Raw genomic sequence first — 15,743 nt, 5'->3', positions numbered from 1 at the left:
TTTGTGGGTTTTCTGACTTCCGGGCCGGGATCCTCGATATCCCGCCCCGGGATCCGGTCCGAGGGTCTTTGGCGAGCCCCCTCCGATGGCGTGCGCCATAGGCCGCCGGGGTGTGCGGTGAATGCCTGACTCCCAGCTCAGGCGGGTCGCCGGCCCAAGACGGGAGCCGTCGCCGGAAAGGGCCCGCCACCTCGGCCGGGCCGTGACGCCCGCCGCCGGAGTCGCGGGCGCGGTGATTTATCCGGCGCTCCGGGAAAGGCGCAGGTGGTCGCGGATACACGCGAAGGATCGCGCGTCCATTGCCGCGGCCATACCATTTCTGCCCATTGACACCCTTGGCGGCTTTAGGGAACATTCAAAAGATTTTCCAAGACCTCCAGCATGATCGAAAAGCCCGTCCCGCAAACCCGGTGAACCGTCGGAAGAATTGATCTCCGCGGTTTCCCGGACGGCCACCAGTATTTTTTCCGGTCCGTTCCCGGCCCGCTGTCGCGGCGGGGAGCGCGACAGACCAGTTCACCGCCGCCACCTTCGACACCACCGGAACCGCGTGACCACGACCGCGCCGGTGGTGGTGATCACGCCTGCCGGAAAGCCATCGACGAGAAAAGACGAGAAAACCAGCCAGCCAGCAACAAGGAGCTCGACGGTGAACAGAAAGAAGGAGGGACCCGCGCCGGTCCTGCCGTCACCACCGCCGTCACCCCTGCCGGGGAGCGGAAAGTCCGAAAAGACGCGGCTCGCCATCCACGGCGGCGACCCCGTCCGGCGTGTGCCCTGGCCGACCTACGACAAGGGAGCCGTCTTCGTCCACCCCGAGGACGAGGAGGCGGCGATCCGCGCCATCCGCAGCCATCTCTACTTCCGCTACGACCACCGATCCCAGCGGGACACCGAGTGCGGCCGGTTCGAGGAGGAACTGTGCCGCTACTTCGGGACCAAGCACGCGCTGGCCGTGTCGAGCGGCACCACCGCGATCGCGCTCGCCATCATGGCGGCGGGGATCCCGCGCGGTTCCCTGATCGCCTGCCCCGGCTTCACCTTCGTCGCCACCCCCAGCGCCATCGTGCTCGCCGGGTGCACCCCCCTGCTGGTGGAGGTGGACGAGAACCTCCACATGGACATCGAGGACCTCCGCCGCCGCTGGACACCCGAGATCAAGGGGATCCTGGTCGTCCACATGCGCGGCTTCGCCGCCGACATGGAGGCACTGACGCGCTTCGCCGCCGAGATGGGCGTGCCGGTGTTCGAAGACGCCGTACCGGCCCTCGGAGCCGAGCTGAAGGGCCGCAAGCTCGGCACCTTCGGCCTCGCGGGAGCCTTCAGCACCCAGTCGGACAAGTCGCTCAACTGCGGCGAGGGTGGCTTCCTGGCCACGGACGACAGCGTGCTCTTCGCCCGTGCCGTCGTGCTCTCCGGCGCGTACGAGGGACGCTTCCGGCGGCACTTCCCCGACGGAGAGCCGCCGATCGGCACCGATCTCGACCTGCCGCTGCTCAGCTTCCGCATGGACGAGATCCGCGCGGCCCTGCTGCGCGCCGAGATGGCCCGGTTGCCGCTGCGCCTGGAGCGTTTCCACCGCAACTACACCTACGTGGCCTCGGCCCTCTCCGGCCTCTCACGGATCGCGATCCGGCAGCCCGTGGAACCCGGCGCCTACCTCGGCGAGGCGTTCATCTTCCGCGTTCCCGGCGTGGACGCGAAGTGGTTCGCGAACGCCCTCTGCCGCGAGGGGGTCGACGCGCGCAACCTCGGCTCCGACGAGGACACCAACGTGCGGGTCTTCTGGAACTGGCGCTTCATGTTCGGCGCCAAGGACGCCGGTGAGATCAAGGCGCTGCTGCCGAACACCACGAGATACCTGGAGCAGGCGATCGACGTCCCCCTGTCCTCCAGCCTCTCGGCGCAGGACTGTGACCACCTGATCCAGGCGGTCCGCAAGGTGGCGGCCGCCGTCACGCCGGACCGCCGCCTCACGGAACCGGTGCGTGCCGTCCTGGGTGACGATCGCGGGTACGCGCCCGGCGTCCGGGACTCCGGGCCGCAGGCTGAGCCGGTTCGTGCCGTCCTGGGTGACGATCGCGGGTACGCGCCCGGCGGCCACGCCCCCGCCCCGCTGGCGGAACCGGTCACCGGGCTGGCCGACACCGCCCCCGTCGGGCAGTAGCGATGGAGGCCCCCGCGGAAAGGAACACGATCCCGCGCCTCGCCCTCGTCGGGGTCTTCGGGGGGCTCTTCTGCGGCTACCTGGGTCTCAGCGCGGCGATCCCGGTGCTGCCCGGCTTCGTCAGGGAGAGCTTCGGCGCCGGAGACCTCGCCGTCGGGCTGGTCGTCATGGCGACGGCGCTCACGGCCCTGCTCGTACGGCCGGTCTCCGGCCACCTCGCGGACCGGTACGGCCACCGCCCCGTCATGCTGGCCGGCGCGCTGATCATCACCGTCGGCGGCCTGCTCTACTTCCTGCCGCTCGGCCTGAACGGTCTCGTCGCCGTCCGACTGCTGCTCGGTGCCGGCGAGGCGTCGCTCTTCACCGCGGGTGCCGTCTGGGTCGTGTCGCTCGCGCCGTACGACCGCCGCGGGCAGCTGATCGGGCTCTACGGCATCAGCATGTGGGGCGGGATCTCGGCCGGGACCTTCCTCGGCGCGGCGCTGCTGAACCTCGGCTACGGCGCGGTGTGGGGCTTCGGCGTCGTCGCGGCGTTCGTCGGCCTCCTGCTGATCGGCTCGGTTCCCGCGACCTCCGGGGCCTCCACGCCCTCCGGGACCGGTCGGCCCGGTGAGAGGCGGCCGGGCGTGATACCGGACGCCGAAGGGCCGGACGGTGAAGGGCGGCGGGAGCGGGCGCGGCGGAGCCGGGGGAGCTGGCGGAGCACCCTGCTGCCGCGCCCCGCACTGCTGCCGGGACTGGCCCTCGCGCTCGCCGCCGCGGGGTACGCCGGGCTCGCCGCCTTCGTCGTCCTCCACCTTCAGGCCCGTGGCGTCTCGTCGGGTGTCGTCGTGCTCAGCGTCTTCAGCGCCGTCTACGCCGGCACCCGCCTGTTCATCGGCCATCTGCCGGACCGGCTCGGGCCGCGCAGGGTCGCGATCTGGTCCGGTGCCGGCGAGGCCACCGGCCTGTCGATCATCGCCCTGGCCCCGAACCTGCCCGTCGCCGTACTCGGCAGCCTGATCATGGGGGTCGGGTTCTCGCTGCTGCACCCGTCGCTGGCCCTGATGGTGATGAACCGCACCGACCCGTCGAGGCAGGGAGCCGCGATCGGTGCCTACACCTCCTTCTGGGACCTGGGCCTGGCCGTCTGGGGGCCGCTGGCCGGAGCGGTCGCGGCCGGGTTCGGCTACCCCGCGGTGTTCGTCGTCGGTGCCGCCTGCGCGGCGACGGCCGTGGTCGTGTCGCTGTGTGTCCGCCGGCCCGACGCGCGACCGGCGGTCGTGAGTTGAGCCAGTCGAGTCAGGAGCACGTCATCAACACATCGGAATCCCCGGGCGCGTCGCCGCTCAGGATCCTCTGCGTCACCGGCTGGTGCCGCAACGGCAGCACCATCATCGGCAACGTCCTCAACGAGGTCCCGGAGTTCTTCCATGTCGGGGAGATGCACTTCCTGTGGAAGAACTCCACGGGCAGGGGCGCGAACAGCTCGTGCGGCTGCGGCAGGCCGCTGACCGAGTGTCACCTCTGGTCGAGGATCCTCCCGCTCGACCGCCCGCCCGGGGTCTCGGCCGAGGCCCACGCGGACGCCGTCATCCGCCGCCAGCTGGCCTGCGTACGGACGCGGCACACCTGGCGCGTACTCGGCCGGGGGCTGCACTCCGCCGAGATCCGCGAGCACGCCGCCCTGATGGCGCGGACCTACCACGCCGTCGCCGCGCTGACCGGCGCGCGCGTGCTCGTGGACACCACCAAGATCCCCGGTGAGGCGGCCCTGCTGCCGCACCTCGAAGGGGTGACGCCCTACTACGTCCATCTCGTGCGCGACCCCCGGGCGGTCGCCCAGTCGTGGAGCCGGGAGAAGCAGTACTGCTACGTCATGTCGTCCAGGAAGAGCACGGCCTACTGGCACGGCTTCAACGTGGCCTCGCGGGCGATCCTCAAGCGCCATCCCGAACGGTCGATGTTCCTGCGCTACGAGGAGTTCATCGCCGACCCGGCCGGGACGATCGACGCGCTGCTACGGCTCTGCGGCGCCGACCCCGCCGCCAACCCGGTACGGGGCCGGACGGTCGAACTCCATACCAACCACACGGTCACCGGCAATCCGGATCGCTTCGACACCGGGACCACCGTCATCAGGAACCGGGACGACTCCTGGAGGACCGGCCTTCCCGCACCCGCCAGGCTGGCCGCGACGACGCTGTCGTGGCCGCTCCTCCGGCGCTACGGCTACGAGTACGGCGGCACACCCCCCACCGGCGCGCGGCAGGCCGGTACCGCGCCGCCACGGGCGACCGGTGAGCGCTAGACCGCGCCTTCCGGGCACGCGTCGGGGAGCCCGTACGGCAGGACGGCACAGAAACGGCAAGAACGGCAGGGACGGCAAGGAGGAGGAAGGGTGGACCTGGGGCTTGGGAACAGGGTCGCGCTCGTCGCCGGTGGCTCCAGCGGCCTCGGCCTGGCCGCCGCCATGGAACTGGCCAGGGAGGGAGCGCACGTCGCGATCGGCGCGCGCGACCGCGACCGGCTCGCGGAGGCGGAACGGAGCGTCAAGGAGGTGGCGCGCGGACGTGTGCACGCCACGAGCGTCGACGTCACCGACGGGGACGCCGCGCGCCGCTGGGTCGACGAGGTCGCCGCCGACCTCGGCGCGCTCCACATCGTCCTCGTCAGCGGCGGCAGCCCGCCGATCGGCACGGCCTCGCGGTTCGAACCGGCCGACTACCGGGCGGCCGTCGACAAGGTGCTCTCCCCGGCGATCGCCCTCGCCCTCGCGGCACTGCCGCACCTGAGGGCCGCCCGGTGGGGCCGGCTGCTCTTCGTGGCCTCGGAGACGGCGAGCGTCCCCATCCCGCAGCTGGCGCTGTCCGGGATGACCCGCGCCGCCATCGTGCGTTTCGCCCAGTCCCTCGCCTCGGAGCTCGGCCGCGACGGCATCACCGTCAACGTGCTGGCGCCCGGCACGACCCGTACCCCGCCGGTGGAACGGGCGGCGGCGAAGCTGGCCGTGGACGGCGACGTCGAGGCCCGGTTGCGTGCCATGGGCCGTCACAACGCCCTGGGCCGCATCGGCGACCCGGCCGAGTTCGCCGCCGTGGCGGCCTTCCTCGCGGGGGAGCGGGCCTCGTTCGTCACCGGCGCGCTCCACCTGATCGACGGTGGCGCCGGCGTGGTGGGGCCGGAACCGGCCCACCTCACCTCCGCGAGCAGGGACACCTTCACATGACGCTCGAAACACGGAGCCCCGGAGGCCGGGGTTTCGGAAAACAGGATTCCCGAAGACGAGAAAGGCACCCGTGATGTCGACGACCAGCCACGCCCACACCGAGAAGGACGTCCGCGATTTCTTCGACCAGACCCTCAGCACCTACCTGAGTTTCTGGGACGGCGACGGCGTCCTGCACACCGGTTACTTCGCGGACGACACCGACGACGACTACCGGGCCGCCGCCGAGCGGACGTCCGGCATCCTGGCCGCGGACGCCATGATCGACGGCTCCTCCTCGGTGCTCGACGTCGGCTGCGGCTGCGGCAACTTCCTCATCCACCTCGCCAGGCGGTTCGGCTGCCGGGGAGAGGGGCTCGACCTGAGCGTGGAGCGTGTGAAGTTCGCGCGGGAGGCGCTCGCCGCCGAGACCGGGCTCGACATCGGGTTCCGCCAGGGCTCGGTCATCGACATGCCGTACGAGACGGGCACCTTCAGCCACGTCGTCAGCCAGGACGCGCTCTGCCTCGTACCGGACAAGCCCAGCAGCCACCGTGAGATCCACCGCGTCCTCAGGCCCGGGGGCGTCTTCGCCTTCTCCGACTTCCTCCAGCCCAAGGAGGAGGTCGGCGAGCGCGCCCGCAAGCACGTCTACGACCGCGTGAGATGGAACGGCGGCTACTCGTTCGTCGGCTACCAGACCGTCCTTCAGGAGGCCGGGTTCGAGATCCTCCTCGCCCGCAACCTGGAGAGCCACATCAGGCAGACCTACCGCGTACTGGGCAGGACGGCCACGGAGCGCGCCGGGACGACACAGGACGCCGCGGCCCGCGACTGGATGCTGGCCTTCGCCGAGTCCTGCGCGGAGATCCAGGTCGCCATCGACGACGGCGAGTTCGGCTGGGGCATGTTCGTCACCCGCAAGCCCGGCGACGCCACCCCGTAGCGCCGGACCCGCGCCGAGCGCGGAACCACCACGGGCACCGGACCCACCACGAGCACCGGACCCACGACGAACGCCGACCCACGACGAGCGCGGAACCACCATGAGCGAGGAAGTCATGCAACGTACGGATGGCGTGAAGCGGACGATGGCCGAGGTCGTCGCCGAGCGGAAGAAGCAGATGTCGCCGGGCCGGATGTTCGTCGAGGCCTGTACGGCCAAGGGGCTTGAGGCCTCCGTCGAGTACGACGTGACGATCACCGACTCACTGACGAGCTCGCGGCGCAAGCCGCGTTACCCGGCACGCAACATGCTCAAGGTCGTCGACCTCTCCAGGGACCCCCGGCGGTACTACTGGCAGGAGAGCCCGCCCCGGCCGGACGACCCCCGCGTCGACGAGGCCGACCTGAGGCGTGAGGCGGCGAACCGCTTCCACAGGTCGCCGGTCCCGGAGCTCTATCCCACCACCGCGTGGGTGCAGGTGCCGCCCGGACTGTGGGAGGACCCCGAGACCTTCGAGTCCTTCATCAACTACCGGCTGATCGTCCGCCTCGGCACGGCCGAGAACCACACGATCATCCGTGGCAAGGGCGGGCTGCTGAACATCCCGGACGTCATACGCATGACGTCGAAGGGCCCGTTCACCTCGACGATCCTCGCGGCGTGCAACGAGGCCGAGCAGATGGGAGGTACGGCCGACGGCCTCATCATCAACCCCGTCGACTACTACCGCTTCATGGGACAGGGCCGCCTGATGGACGACCTGGAGCAGAACGGCGTCTTCGTCGTGCGGACGCGTCTGGTCGACCCGGGAACCGCCATCGTCGGCGACTTCGGGCACGGTGCCCAGCTGTTCGACGCCGGGCGCTCGGTGATCCGCTTCGCCGAACCGCCCCCGGGGACCTTCGCCGAGCCCGGCATCGCGCTCATGGCCGAGATCTACGAACGGGTCGTGATCAACCTCATGACCAACTTCTTCATCGTGACCCTGTGACCCCCGGCCCCGCCGTGACCCCGTAGAAGGAGCGCACATGCCGACAGCGCCGCCCCCGCCGCCTTCGCCGCCCCCGCCGAACCCGGCGGCACCCATCCGGCGCGATCCCGACGTCCTCGTCGTCGGGGGCGGCGTCGTCGGCCTGTTCTGCGCCTACTACCTGCGCCGCGCGGGCCACGGCGTGACCGTCGTGGAACGCGGCCCGCTCGGCGGCCCCCAGTCCTGCTCGTACGGCAACACCGGCTTCGTCGGCACGCAGGGCGCGCTTCCCCTCGCCGAGCCCGGCGTGATGGCACAGGGGCTGCGCTGGCTTCTCAACCCGGAGAGCCCCTTCTACATCAGGCCGAGGCCGGACCCCGAGCTGCTGTCCTGGCTCTGGCACTTCCGCCGCGCCTGCAACGAGCGGGACGCGAAGGCCGGGTTCCGCGTGCTGGTCGACATGAAGAGGCGGAGCCTCGACATCCTGCGGGAGCTCTGCGCGTCGGGCGACCTCGCCTCCACCCTCACCGCCCAGGGCATGCTCCTCGCGTACCGGACACCGCGGGGGTTCGAGAAGGCGCGCCTGTCGGTGCCCGGCACGGTCGCGAGCGGCGTGCCGCTGCGCGTCCTCGAACCGGGGGAGCTGAGCGTGCTCGAACCGGACGCCGGGTTCGACATCCACGGCGCCCTGTACAACGAGGAGGGCGCCTACCTGCGTGTTCCCGAGTTCGTCACCGGTCTCGCCCGGACGCTCGAAGGCATGGGCGTCGAGATCCACGAGCGGACCGAGGTCGTCGGCTTCGAGGTCGCGGGCCGCGAGGTCCGGCGGGTCAGGACCACGCGAGGGGACCTCACCCCCCGCGAGACGGTCGTCGCCGCCGGGACGTGGTCGGCGGGACACGCCCGCGAGCTGGGCCTCGGGCTCAGGCTCCAGCCCGCCAAGGGGTACTCCGTCACGGTCAAGGCGCCGGCCAACGCGCCCCGGCTGCCGGTCCTGCTGGGCGAGGGGAAGGTCGCGGTCGTACCCCTCGGCGATCGCCTCCGCTTCGGCGGGACCCTGGAGCTGTCGGGCCTGGACGCCACGATCTCCCGCCGCCGCGTGGACGGCATCCTGCGGACCGTCCACACCTACCTCCCGGAGCTGGAGCGCACCGAGGTCCTCGAAACCTGGAGCGGCTTCCGCCCCTGCAGCCCGGACGGCCTTCCCTACCTGGGACGCGCCGGCCCCTACCGCAACCTGTCCGTCGCGTGCGGCCACGGCCACATCGGCATGGGTCTCGCGCCGGTCAGCGGCAGGCTGATCGCCCAGATCGTCTCCGGAGAGCGGCCCGAGACGGACCTCACCCCCCTGCGTCCCGATCGCCACCGGGGCCGCGTCCGGCGCCGGCCCCGTTCCTGAGTTCCTGACGACCGGCCACGCCCGTACCCGCACTCAGCCTCCTCCGACGGGAGAGACCACCATGGCGACCGGAACGGACACGACGCGCGACGTCGCGATCGGCGTCCTCTGCTGCGACACCGGCTTCACCAAGATCCCGGGGCACATCCGCAACCGGGCCACCTTCGACTTCCCCGTCATCTACCGGGTCGTGGACGGCGCGACGGCGGAGCGCGTGGTGACCCAGGCCGACCCGAGCCTGCTCGACCCGTTCATCCAGGCCGCGCGGGAACTGGAGGCGCGGGGCGCGGCGGCCATCACCGGCGCCTGCGGCTTCCTCGCCATCTTCCAGAGGCAGCTGGCCGACGCGGTCAACGTCCCGCTCCACGCCTCAAGCCTGATCCAGCTGCCCATGGTCCACCGCATGATCCGCTCGGACCGGAAGGTCGGGCTGCTGGTCGCCAAGAAGCCCTCCCTCACCCGCCGCCACCTGGAGGCGGTCGGTGCCGAGCACGTCCCGGTCTGCGTCGCGGGCCTGGAGGACCAGCCGGAGTTCCGCGAGGTCATGCTCGAAGGGCGGCGAGCCGAACTCGACGCCGACCGCCTGGGCCGCGAGGTGCTGAGCCAGGCCGAGCGGCTGGCGAAGGAGAACCCGGACATGGGAGCGCTCGTCATCGAGTGCACCGACGTGGTGCCCTACGCGCACGAGATCCAGGCGCGGCTCGGCGTGCCGGTCTTCGACATCGTGACGCTCACCCAGATGGTCCACCGAAGCCTGACGCGCCGCCCCTTCGGCGTCCCCGGCCCCGCCGCGAACCCGTGACCGGCTCCTCCGGGAGGCGGGGAGAGGGCGGGCCGGACACGCCTGCCCTTCGTCGCCGAACGCGGGCGGTCATGTGGGTTACGGAACCCACATAACCGCCGATTTTTGTCAGTACGCGGAGAAGGGGACCCGCGCCCACTACGACAAGGTCATGGCCGACCTCCCCCTCCGTTCCGACGCGAGAAATCCATATTCGGGCGGCCGGTCACGCGGGTTGAGAGCGGTGTTCCGACGGCGTACGGCCGGGCGGCGGCCCGAGGTGTCGCGGCGGCGTCCTCGATCCGTGTGACCACGCCGTCCGCCGCGTTTCCGAACCGGGACCACGACGCGGGCCGGTGGACGGAGAGGAGAACGACATGGGCGAAGGGCGCGTGCGGACGTCATCCGGCGCTTCGCCGGGAACCGCCGAGGGTGTGTCCCCCGGCGAGCTCCGTCAACCTTCGGAGATCGCGAATCATGATCTGCCGCCGGGACGTGGCGATGTGACCGCGCCTCCTCAGCTCGGCCAGTTCGGCGGCCACGGAGGAGCGGGACAGGCCCGTCGCGCTGGCCAGCTCGTCCTGGGAGAGGTCCACGGCGAGTTGTGAACCGTGCGCGCCCCCGGCGAGCCGGAGCAGGATCCGCACGACGCGGTCGAACGCCGGCAACCCCGCGAGTTCCACGCGGATGTCCTCGCCCTCCCGATAGCGGCGCAGGAGCAGCCGCATGAGGACGTCGTGCAGGCCGAACCGGTCGACGATCCGGCTGAAACGATCGGCGGGCAGGATGTGCGTCACGCACGCGCTCAGCGCGGTCACGGTCGCCGACCGGTCGGACCCGTCGAGCACGGCGATCTCACCGATGACCTCACCCGGTCCCCGTACGGCGAGCAGCAGCTCGGTCCCGTTGGGCTCGACGCGCATCACCTTGATCTTCCCCGAGGCGAGAACGAGCACGTGGGTGCCGGGATCGCCCTGGTGGAGCATCACCTCTCCCGCCTCGTAGCGGCGCTCGACCCCGTCTGACAGGAGCGTCCGCCAGGCCTCGCCGGGAAGGAGGGAGCCGAGCCCCCGCAGCGTCTGGTCCATTCCTGTCTCCTCAGTTGCCCGAGACGCCGCCGTGAGTGCGTACTCCAGGCGTATGCCGACCCCGGCGCGCCGACAACCGGGAGAAATCCGGCGGGAAGTCCGGGTTTTCGAACTTCGACGCGACCAGTATCCGGTGAAGCGCCGGAGACGTCATTCCGTTCGTCCTGGTGGGCACTAAAGTGTCAGATTTATCATGATCGCGCCGAGTGTCAGGACGATCGCCTTCAGCAGCAGCCAGAATCCCCACCGGATCAACTGGTACTTCCGCTCGATGATCCTGCTCAGGCGACGAATCTGGTCGGTGGTCCGTTCGAGGTCCAGGACGGAGGAACGCGACAGGGCCGCGATGGTCGCCTCGTTGGAATCGAACCGCAGCACGTCGCCGTAATAGCCTATGTATCCCGGCTTGTTGCTCTTGGTCTTTCCCGTCCTGGGGTAAACCGCTCCGGTGAGGCAGGAAAGAGCCGCGAGGGCCGCGAGGATCCCCGCCCACCACAGCCATTCGACGGTGTCGGACAGCTCGAACGGCGACCAGCTCCCGGCGAGCAGGCCTCCGGCGACGGCGCCGAGCCCGATTCCGGCGACCCCGAGCAGTACCTGCGCCTTCGCGTCGGCGCGGTTGAGCTCCTCGCGGGCCTCGGTGAACAACCGGGTGGCGTAGGCGCGGGCGGCCTCCGCGCGTTCCAGCTCCGTGACCTGAGGTTCCACCCTCTTCTTGACGAGACGACGCAGCACTCCAGACCCCTCACCTCAAGCCGGTTCGACGGTCGCGGCGATTCCCGCTTCCGGTGTCGTTCTGCGATGCGGCAGGACCTCGACACACTCCCGCACCATTGAACCGAGGAAGGTCATGATCTGTACATGGTTGATCATGTGAGAGAGATTCGCCCCGTCCTCTGGTCCAGGCGATGGCCGGGAGGAAAATCGGCGAACACGAAGCCCCGCCGCCCGCGACCGGCGACGGGGCCCGAGGACCGTGGGCTCAGCCCTTGTAGTTGAACACCTGGCGCAGCGTGTGCTGGATCGCGACCAGGTCCCTCTGGTCCGCCATCACCTGGTCGATCGACTTGTACGCCCGCGGGTGCTCGTCCACCAGGGCGGCGGCCCGGTCCGCGTTCCAGGTCCGGCCGCGCATCGCCTCGGTGAGGGACGCGGCCGTCAGCTCCCGCTTCGCCCGGGTCCGCGACATCCTGCGGCCGGCTCCGTGGGAGCAGGAGTTGTACGACATCGGGTTACCGAGCCCGCGCACGATGTACGAGCGCGTCCCCATCGAGCCCGGGATCACGCCCTCGTCGCCGGTGTCGGCCTTGATGGCCCCCTTACGGGTGATCCACAGGTCCTTGCCGCCGTGCGTCTCCCGCTGGGTGAAGTTGTGGTGACAGTTGATCGTGCGGAGCCGCCGGCCCTCACCGACGACCCGGAACAGGGCGTCGCTCAGCACCCTGTCCATCCGGGCACGCGAGGCCATGGCGTAGGCCTGCGACCACAGCATGTCCTCGATGTAGGCGGTGAACTCCGGCGTGTCCTGCAGCAGGTAGGCCAGGTCCGGGTCCTCCAGGCCGATCGCCTGCTCCTTCATCAGCTTCTTGGCGTCGACGATGTGCTTGGTCGCGAGCAGGTTGCCGATGCCGCGCGAGCCCGAGTGCAGCACCGTCCAGACCCGGTCACGCTCGTCGAGGCAGACCTCGACGAAGTGGTTGCCGGATCCGAGGGTGCCGAACTGCAGGGACACCTTCCTCTCCTGGTGGGAGGTCAGGCCGGTGTGCGGGCGGCCGAGGTCGCCGAGCGCGCGGTCCATGGACGGGTCGTCGTGGCCCTTGCCCACGCCCGCCGGAATCCGCTTCTCCACCAGCGGCATCAGGGCCTCAAGGGTGTCCGGGAGGTCGGCGGCGGTGAGCGTCGTCTCGGTCGCGACCATGCCGCAGCCGATGTCGACGCCGACGGCGGCCGGGATGATCGCCCCTTCGGTGGGGATCACCGATCCGACCGTCGCGCCGATGCCGATGTGCGCGTCGGGCATGAGAGCGACGTGTCCGGAGACGAACGGCAGGCGGGCGGCGCGCGCGGCCTGCGTGATCGTACCCTCGTCGATCTCGCTGGCCCACGACACCAGGTTCGGTGCGGGCTGGTTCGGCATCATGATCTCCTTCGTTGCGAGATCCAGTTTGCCCACCCACGTGCATGAGATCCCACTTATTTTATCGGGCGCCGAAGATCACGGCCCCTCGCTCCCGTTGAGGAATCAACCGTCTCGTGGTGATGTTGGAAGAGTGAGGCCTGTTTAGGGCTGGGCGGGGGGCTGGCCGTAGGCTGGCCCCTGTTCCATCAGGTGACCGACTGGGAGGTGGCGTCCCGTGCTGCAGGACTCGTTCGGCCGCGTGGCGACTGACCTGCGGGTGTCCCTGACCGATCGCTGCAACCTGCGCTGCTCCTACTGCATGCCGCCCGAAGGCCTCGAATGGCTGCCGAAACCCGAGCTGCTGACCGCCGACGAGATCGTCAGGCTGGTCACCATCGGGGTCGAGCGGCTCGGCATCACCGAGGTCCGCTACACCGGCGGCGAGCCCCTGCTCCGCCGCGAGCTGCTCGACATCGTGACCCGCACCACCGCGCTCGACCCCGTCCCGCAGGTCTCGCTGACCACCAACGGGATCGGGCTGAGCCGGATGGCCGCCTCCCTCGCCGCCGCCGGTCTGCACCGGGTCAACGTCTCCCTCGACACCCTCGACCGCGAGACCTTCAAAGAGCTCGCCCACCGCGACCGCCTCGCCGACGTCCTCCAGGGGCTGGAGGCGGCCGACGCCGCGGGACTGCGCCCGGTCAAGGTCAACACGGTGCTGATGCGCGGGATCAACGACCACGAGGCCGTGCCGCTGCTCCGCTACTGCCTGGAGCGGGGTTACGAGCTCCGGTTCATCGAGCAGATGCCGCTGGACGCCCAGCACGGCTGGCGCCGGGAGAACATGATCACGGCCGACGAGATCCTCGCGACGCTCAAGGCCGACTTCGACCTGGCCGACGCCGACGCGGCGGAGCGCGGCAGCGCCCCGGCCGAGCTGTTCCTCGTCGAGGGCGGCCCTGCCAGGGTGGGGGTGATCGGCTCGGTCACCCGGCCGTTCTGCGGCGCCTGCGACCGGGTGCGGCTCACCGCCGACGGCCAGATCCGCAACTGCCTGTTCGCCACCGACGAGTCCGACCTGAGGGCCGCGATGCGCGGGGGCGCCGGGGACGACGAGCTCGCCGAGCGCTGGCGATCCGCGGTACGGATCAAGAAGGCCGGTCACGGCATCGACGACCCGGCCTTCCTGCAGCCGTCCCGCCCGATGTCCGCCATCGGGGGCTGAGGTCCTGACCCGGAGAGACCCGGAGAGACCCGGAGGTGTCCGATGACCGTCCGCCACGACGCCTGCATCCTGGCGGGCGGTCTCGCGCGAAGGCTCGGCGGGCGTGACAAGCCCGGCCTGCGCGTCTCCGGCCGCCCGCTGGTCGAGTCGGTGGCCGCCGCCGTGCCCGGCGCGGCACGGCTGATCGTCGTCGGGCCGCCCCGCCCCGGCCTGCCGCGCGCGATCTTCCGGCGTGAGGACCCGCCCGGAGGCGGTCCCGTCCCGGCGCTGCGGGCGGGCCTGGCCGAGGTGACCGCGCCGTGGGTGGCGCTGCTCGCCGCCGACCTCCCGTTCCTGACCGCCGAGCATGTGGACGCGCTGCTGGCCGCCGCAGGAGCGGGGGACGGGCGGGACACGGCGCCGTACGCCACCCCCGGGCAGGGGCGGGACGAGGCGCCGTACGCGGGAACGGGGACACCGCCGGGCGGGGCCGGAGAGGCGGGCGGGCCCCGGGCGGGGGCGGTGCTCCTCGACGACGGCGGGCGCGAGCAGTGGCTCGCCGGGGTGTGGCACGCGGAGAGCCTGGCGCGGGCGCTCGCCCGCTACGAAGGACGGTCGCTGCACGGCCTGCTCGCCCCGCTCGCCCCGGTCACCCTTCATCTCACCGGGCGGCCGTGGTTCGATTGCGACACCATGGACGATCTACAGCGGGCCCGGACGGTGGAGCCGGGCCCCGACGGCGGAGGCGTGGGTTCCGGCGAGGGCCGCGAGAGCGGCGACGGCGCGGGACGGGCGCGACCGCGGACAAGGAGCGAGAGTTGAACGTGCTGACGGAGTGGACCGCGCTGGTCTGCCGGGAGCTGGGGGTCGATCCCGCGCTGGTGGACCGCGACGAGGTGCTGGACCTGACCAAGGAGGTCGCGCACGGGGTGGCGAGGCCGGCCGCGCCGCTCACGGCCTATCTGCTCGGCCTGGCCCAGGGGGCGGGCACGGCACCGCCGGACGTCGTGGAGAGGCTGACCACGCTGGCGCGCAACTGGGAGCAGGCGACGACCGAGACGCTGGGCGACAAATAATGCCAAAAGTAAGGCGCTTTAATGTAAAAGTCTGAGAAAAGGGCGACGCCGGGTGGTTACGGGGGCAAACCACCCGGCGTCGCTTCATCGGCGTTCCGACGGGGGCCCGGAACGCCGGCAACAGTGCCCCGACGGGGGACCAGGGCACTTGGCTAAAGCGTACACCTACTACCCTTGGGGTGCGTCAAGACTTAGTCACGACCCGATCTCGCGTCGATGGCGCGGAATCTCACTTTGTCCGGAATCTTCCACGTCAGGGGCATGCGGAACCCCGCGCGGAGGGGCGTTGGCCCCGATCACGGCAATGTATGGTAAAAAGATCGCTCCGGCGAAGAGTAGCAGCCGTACGGGCATCGGAGCGGGCACCGTGAAGGCGAGGACCAGGCAGATCAGCCGGATCCCCATCTTGATGAAGTAGCTCTTCTCGCGCTTGCCGATGTCGGCGCTGAGCGAGGGCTGGGCGTCCGTCACCTGATGGACCACCGGGCGCCTGCGCCATCCCCTCACGATTCCCAATCTAGGCCTCATATCGGCTGGGTGCGAACGGTCATGTAATCGTGGCTTTCCGGGAAGAAGCAGGGGATGACAGATCGAACGTATCGGGTGACCGAGATAGTCGGCACTTCGGGGGAGAGCATCGAGGCCGCCGTCCGCAACGGGGTCCGCCGCGCCTCCCGGACCCTGCGCCATCTCGACTGGTTCGAGGTGACCGAGATCAGAGGGCACATCGAGGAGGGGGAGATCGGTCACTTCCAGGTCGGGATGAAGATCGGGTTCCGCCTGGAGGACGACTGAGCCTGTACGGC

Annotated in this window: 17 protein-coding genes; 12 read left to right on the top strand and 5 right to left on the bottom strand. The window is 70.6% G+C overall.

Annotation, left to right across the window (positions count from 1 at the left end; all coding sequences use genetic code 11):
* Positions 1–649: 649 nt before the first annotated feature.
* The 8 genes from ACSC1Q_RS17915 (at position 650) to ACSC1Q_RS17880 (ending at position 9,471) form a co-directional block, all read left to right on the top strand.
* A complete protein-coding gene (locus ACSC1Q_RS17915; protein ID WP_436759837.1) occupies positions 650–2,167 on the top strand; it encodes a DegT/DnrJ/EryC1/StrS family aminotransferase in 1,518 nt (505 codons plus the stop codon).
* Between the two features lie 2 nt (positions 2,168–2,169).
* Positions 2,170–3,438 (top strand): MFS transporter, encoded by a 1,269-nt coding sequence (locus ACSC1Q_RS17910; protein WP_436759836.1) that lies wholly within the window; start codon positions 2,170–2,172, stop codon positions 3,436–3,438.
* Positions 3,435–4,457, top strand: a complete 1,023-nt coding sequence (locus ACSC1Q_RS17905; protein WP_436759835.1) for a sulfotransferase — start codon at positions 3,435–3,437, stop codon at positions 4,455–4,457. Before ACSC1Q_RS17910 ends, ACSC1Q_RS17905 begins: the two co-directional genes overlap by 4 nt.
* Before the next feature lie 90 nt (positions 4,458–4,547).
* On the top strand, positions 4,548–5,375 hold the full coding sequence (locus ACSC1Q_RS17900; RefSeq protein WP_436759834.1) for an SDR family oxidoreductase: 828 nt from the start codon (positions 4,548–4,550) through the stop codon (positions 5,373–5,375).
* Positions 5,376–5,448: 73 nt separating this feature from the next.
* Complete coding sequence (locus ACSC1Q_RS17895) at positions 5,449–6,300, top strand: class I SAM-dependent methyltransferase (protein ID WP_436759833.1); 852 nt, start codon at positions 5,449–5,451, stop codon at positions 6,298–6,300.
* A gap of 115 nt (positions 6,301–6,415) precedes the next feature.
* Positions 6,416–7,291 (top strand): family 3 encapsulin nanocompartment shell protein, encoded by an 876-nt coding sequence (locus ACSC1Q_RS17890; protein WP_436759832.1) that lies wholly within the window; start codon positions 6,416–6,418, stop codon positions 7,289–7,291.
* Positions 7,292–7,328: 37 nt separating this feature from the next.
* Positions 7,329–8,669: an NAD(P)/FAD-dependent oxidoreductase gene (locus ACSC1Q_RS17885; RefSeq protein WP_436759831.1), complete on the top strand. Its 1,341-nt coding sequence runs from the start codon at positions 7,329–7,331 to the stop codon at positions 8,667–8,669.
* A gap of 61 nt (positions 8,670–8,730) precedes the next feature.
* On the top strand, positions 8,731–9,471 hold the full coding sequence (locus ACSC1Q_RS17880; protein WP_436759830.1) for an aspartate/glutamate racemase family protein: 741 nt from the start codon (positions 8,731–8,733) through the stop codon (positions 9,469–9,471).
* Between the two features lie 380 nt (positions 9,472–9,851).
* Here the strand turns inward: ACSC1Q_RS17880 and ACSC1Q_RS17875 are convergent, their stop codons facing one another.
* The 4 genes from ACSC1Q_RS17875 to ACSC1Q_RS17860 form a co-directional block, all read right to left on the bottom strand.
* The gene (locus ACSC1Q_RS17875) at positions 9,852–10,538 is read right to left on the bottom strand and encodes a Crp/Fnr family transcriptional regulator (protein ID WP_436759829.1); all 687 of its coding nucleotides are present in this window, start codon (positions 10,536–10,538) and stop codon (positions 9,852–9,854) included.
* A 174-nt stretch (positions 10,539–10,712) separates the two neighbouring features.
* Complete coding sequence (locus ACSC1Q_RS17870) at positions 10,713–11,273, bottom strand: Pycsar system effector family protein (protein WP_436759828.1); 561 nt, start codon at positions 11,271–11,273, stop codon at positions 10,713–10,715.
* A 15-nt stretch (positions 11,274–11,288) separates the two neighbouring features.
* Complete coding sequence (locus ACSC1Q_RS17865; protein ID WP_436759827.1) at positions 11,289–11,411, bottom strand: hypothetical protein; 123 nt, start codon at positions 11,409–11,411, stop codon at positions 11,289–11,291.
* A 109-nt stretch (positions 11,412–11,520) separates the two neighbouring features.
* Positions 11,521–12,675, bottom strand: a complete 1,155-nt coding sequence (locus ACSC1Q_RS17860; protein WP_436759826.1) for an RtcB family protein — start codon at positions 12,673–12,675, stop codon at positions 11,521–11,523.
* Between the two features lie 217 nt (positions 12,676–12,892).
* Between ACSC1Q_RS17860 and moaA the strand changes: the two genes are divergently transcribed.
* The 3 genes from moaA to ACSC1Q_RS17845 are packed head-to-tail and all read left to right on the top strand — an operon-like array spanning position 12,893 to position 14,937.
* Positions 12,893–13,882 (top strand): GTP 3',8-cyclase MoaA, encoded by a 990-nt coding sequence (gene moaA, locus ACSC1Q_RS17855; protein WP_436759825.1) that lies wholly within the window; start codon positions 12,893–12,895, stop codon positions 13,880–13,882.
* Between the two features lie 42 nt (positions 13,883–13,924).
* Entirely contained in the window at positions 13,925–14,683 is a 759-nt protein-coding gene (mobA, locus tag ACSC1Q_RS17850; RefSeq protein ID WP_436759824.1) for a molybdenum cofactor guanylyltransferase, read from the top strand.
* 2 nt (positions 14,684–14,685) lie between these two features.
* Positions 14,686–14,937 carry a DUF6457 domain-containing protein gene (locus tag ACSC1Q_RS17845; protein WP_436759945.1) on the top strand — a complete coding sequence of 84 codons (252 nt, stop codon included), beginning with the start codon at positions 14,686–14,688 and terminating at the stop codon, positions 14,935–14,937.
* A 195-nt stretch (positions 14,938–15,132) separates the two neighbouring features.
* Here ACSC1Q_RS17845 and ACSC1Q_RS17840 read toward each other — a convergent pair whose 3' ends face one another.
* Positions 15,133–15,408 carry a DUF3099 domain-containing protein gene (locus ACSC1Q_RS17840; RefSeq protein ID WP_436759823.1) on the bottom strand — a complete coding sequence of 92 codons (276 nt, stop codon included), beginning with the start codon at positions 15,406–15,408 and terminating at the stop codon, positions 15,133–15,135.
* Between the two features lie 111 nt (positions 15,409–15,519).
* On the opposite strand from ACSC1Q_RS17840, the gene ACSC1Q_RS17835 reads away from it, so the two are divergent.
* Complete coding sequence (locus ACSC1Q_RS17835) at positions 15,520–15,732, top strand: dodecin (RefSeq protein ID WP_362836493.1); 213 nt, start codon at positions 15,520–15,522, stop codon at positions 15,730–15,732.
* Positions 15,733–15,743: the final 11 nt, after the last annotated feature.

Source organism: Streptosporangium heterodermiicola (genome assembly GCF_051390675.1).
GTDB lineage: Bacteria > Actinomycetota > Actinomycetes > Streptosporangiales > Streptosporangiaceae > Streptosporangium.
The sequence above is the reverse complement of the archived record's forward strand: the minus strand, read 5'-3'. Positions and strand labels throughout refer to the sequence as shown.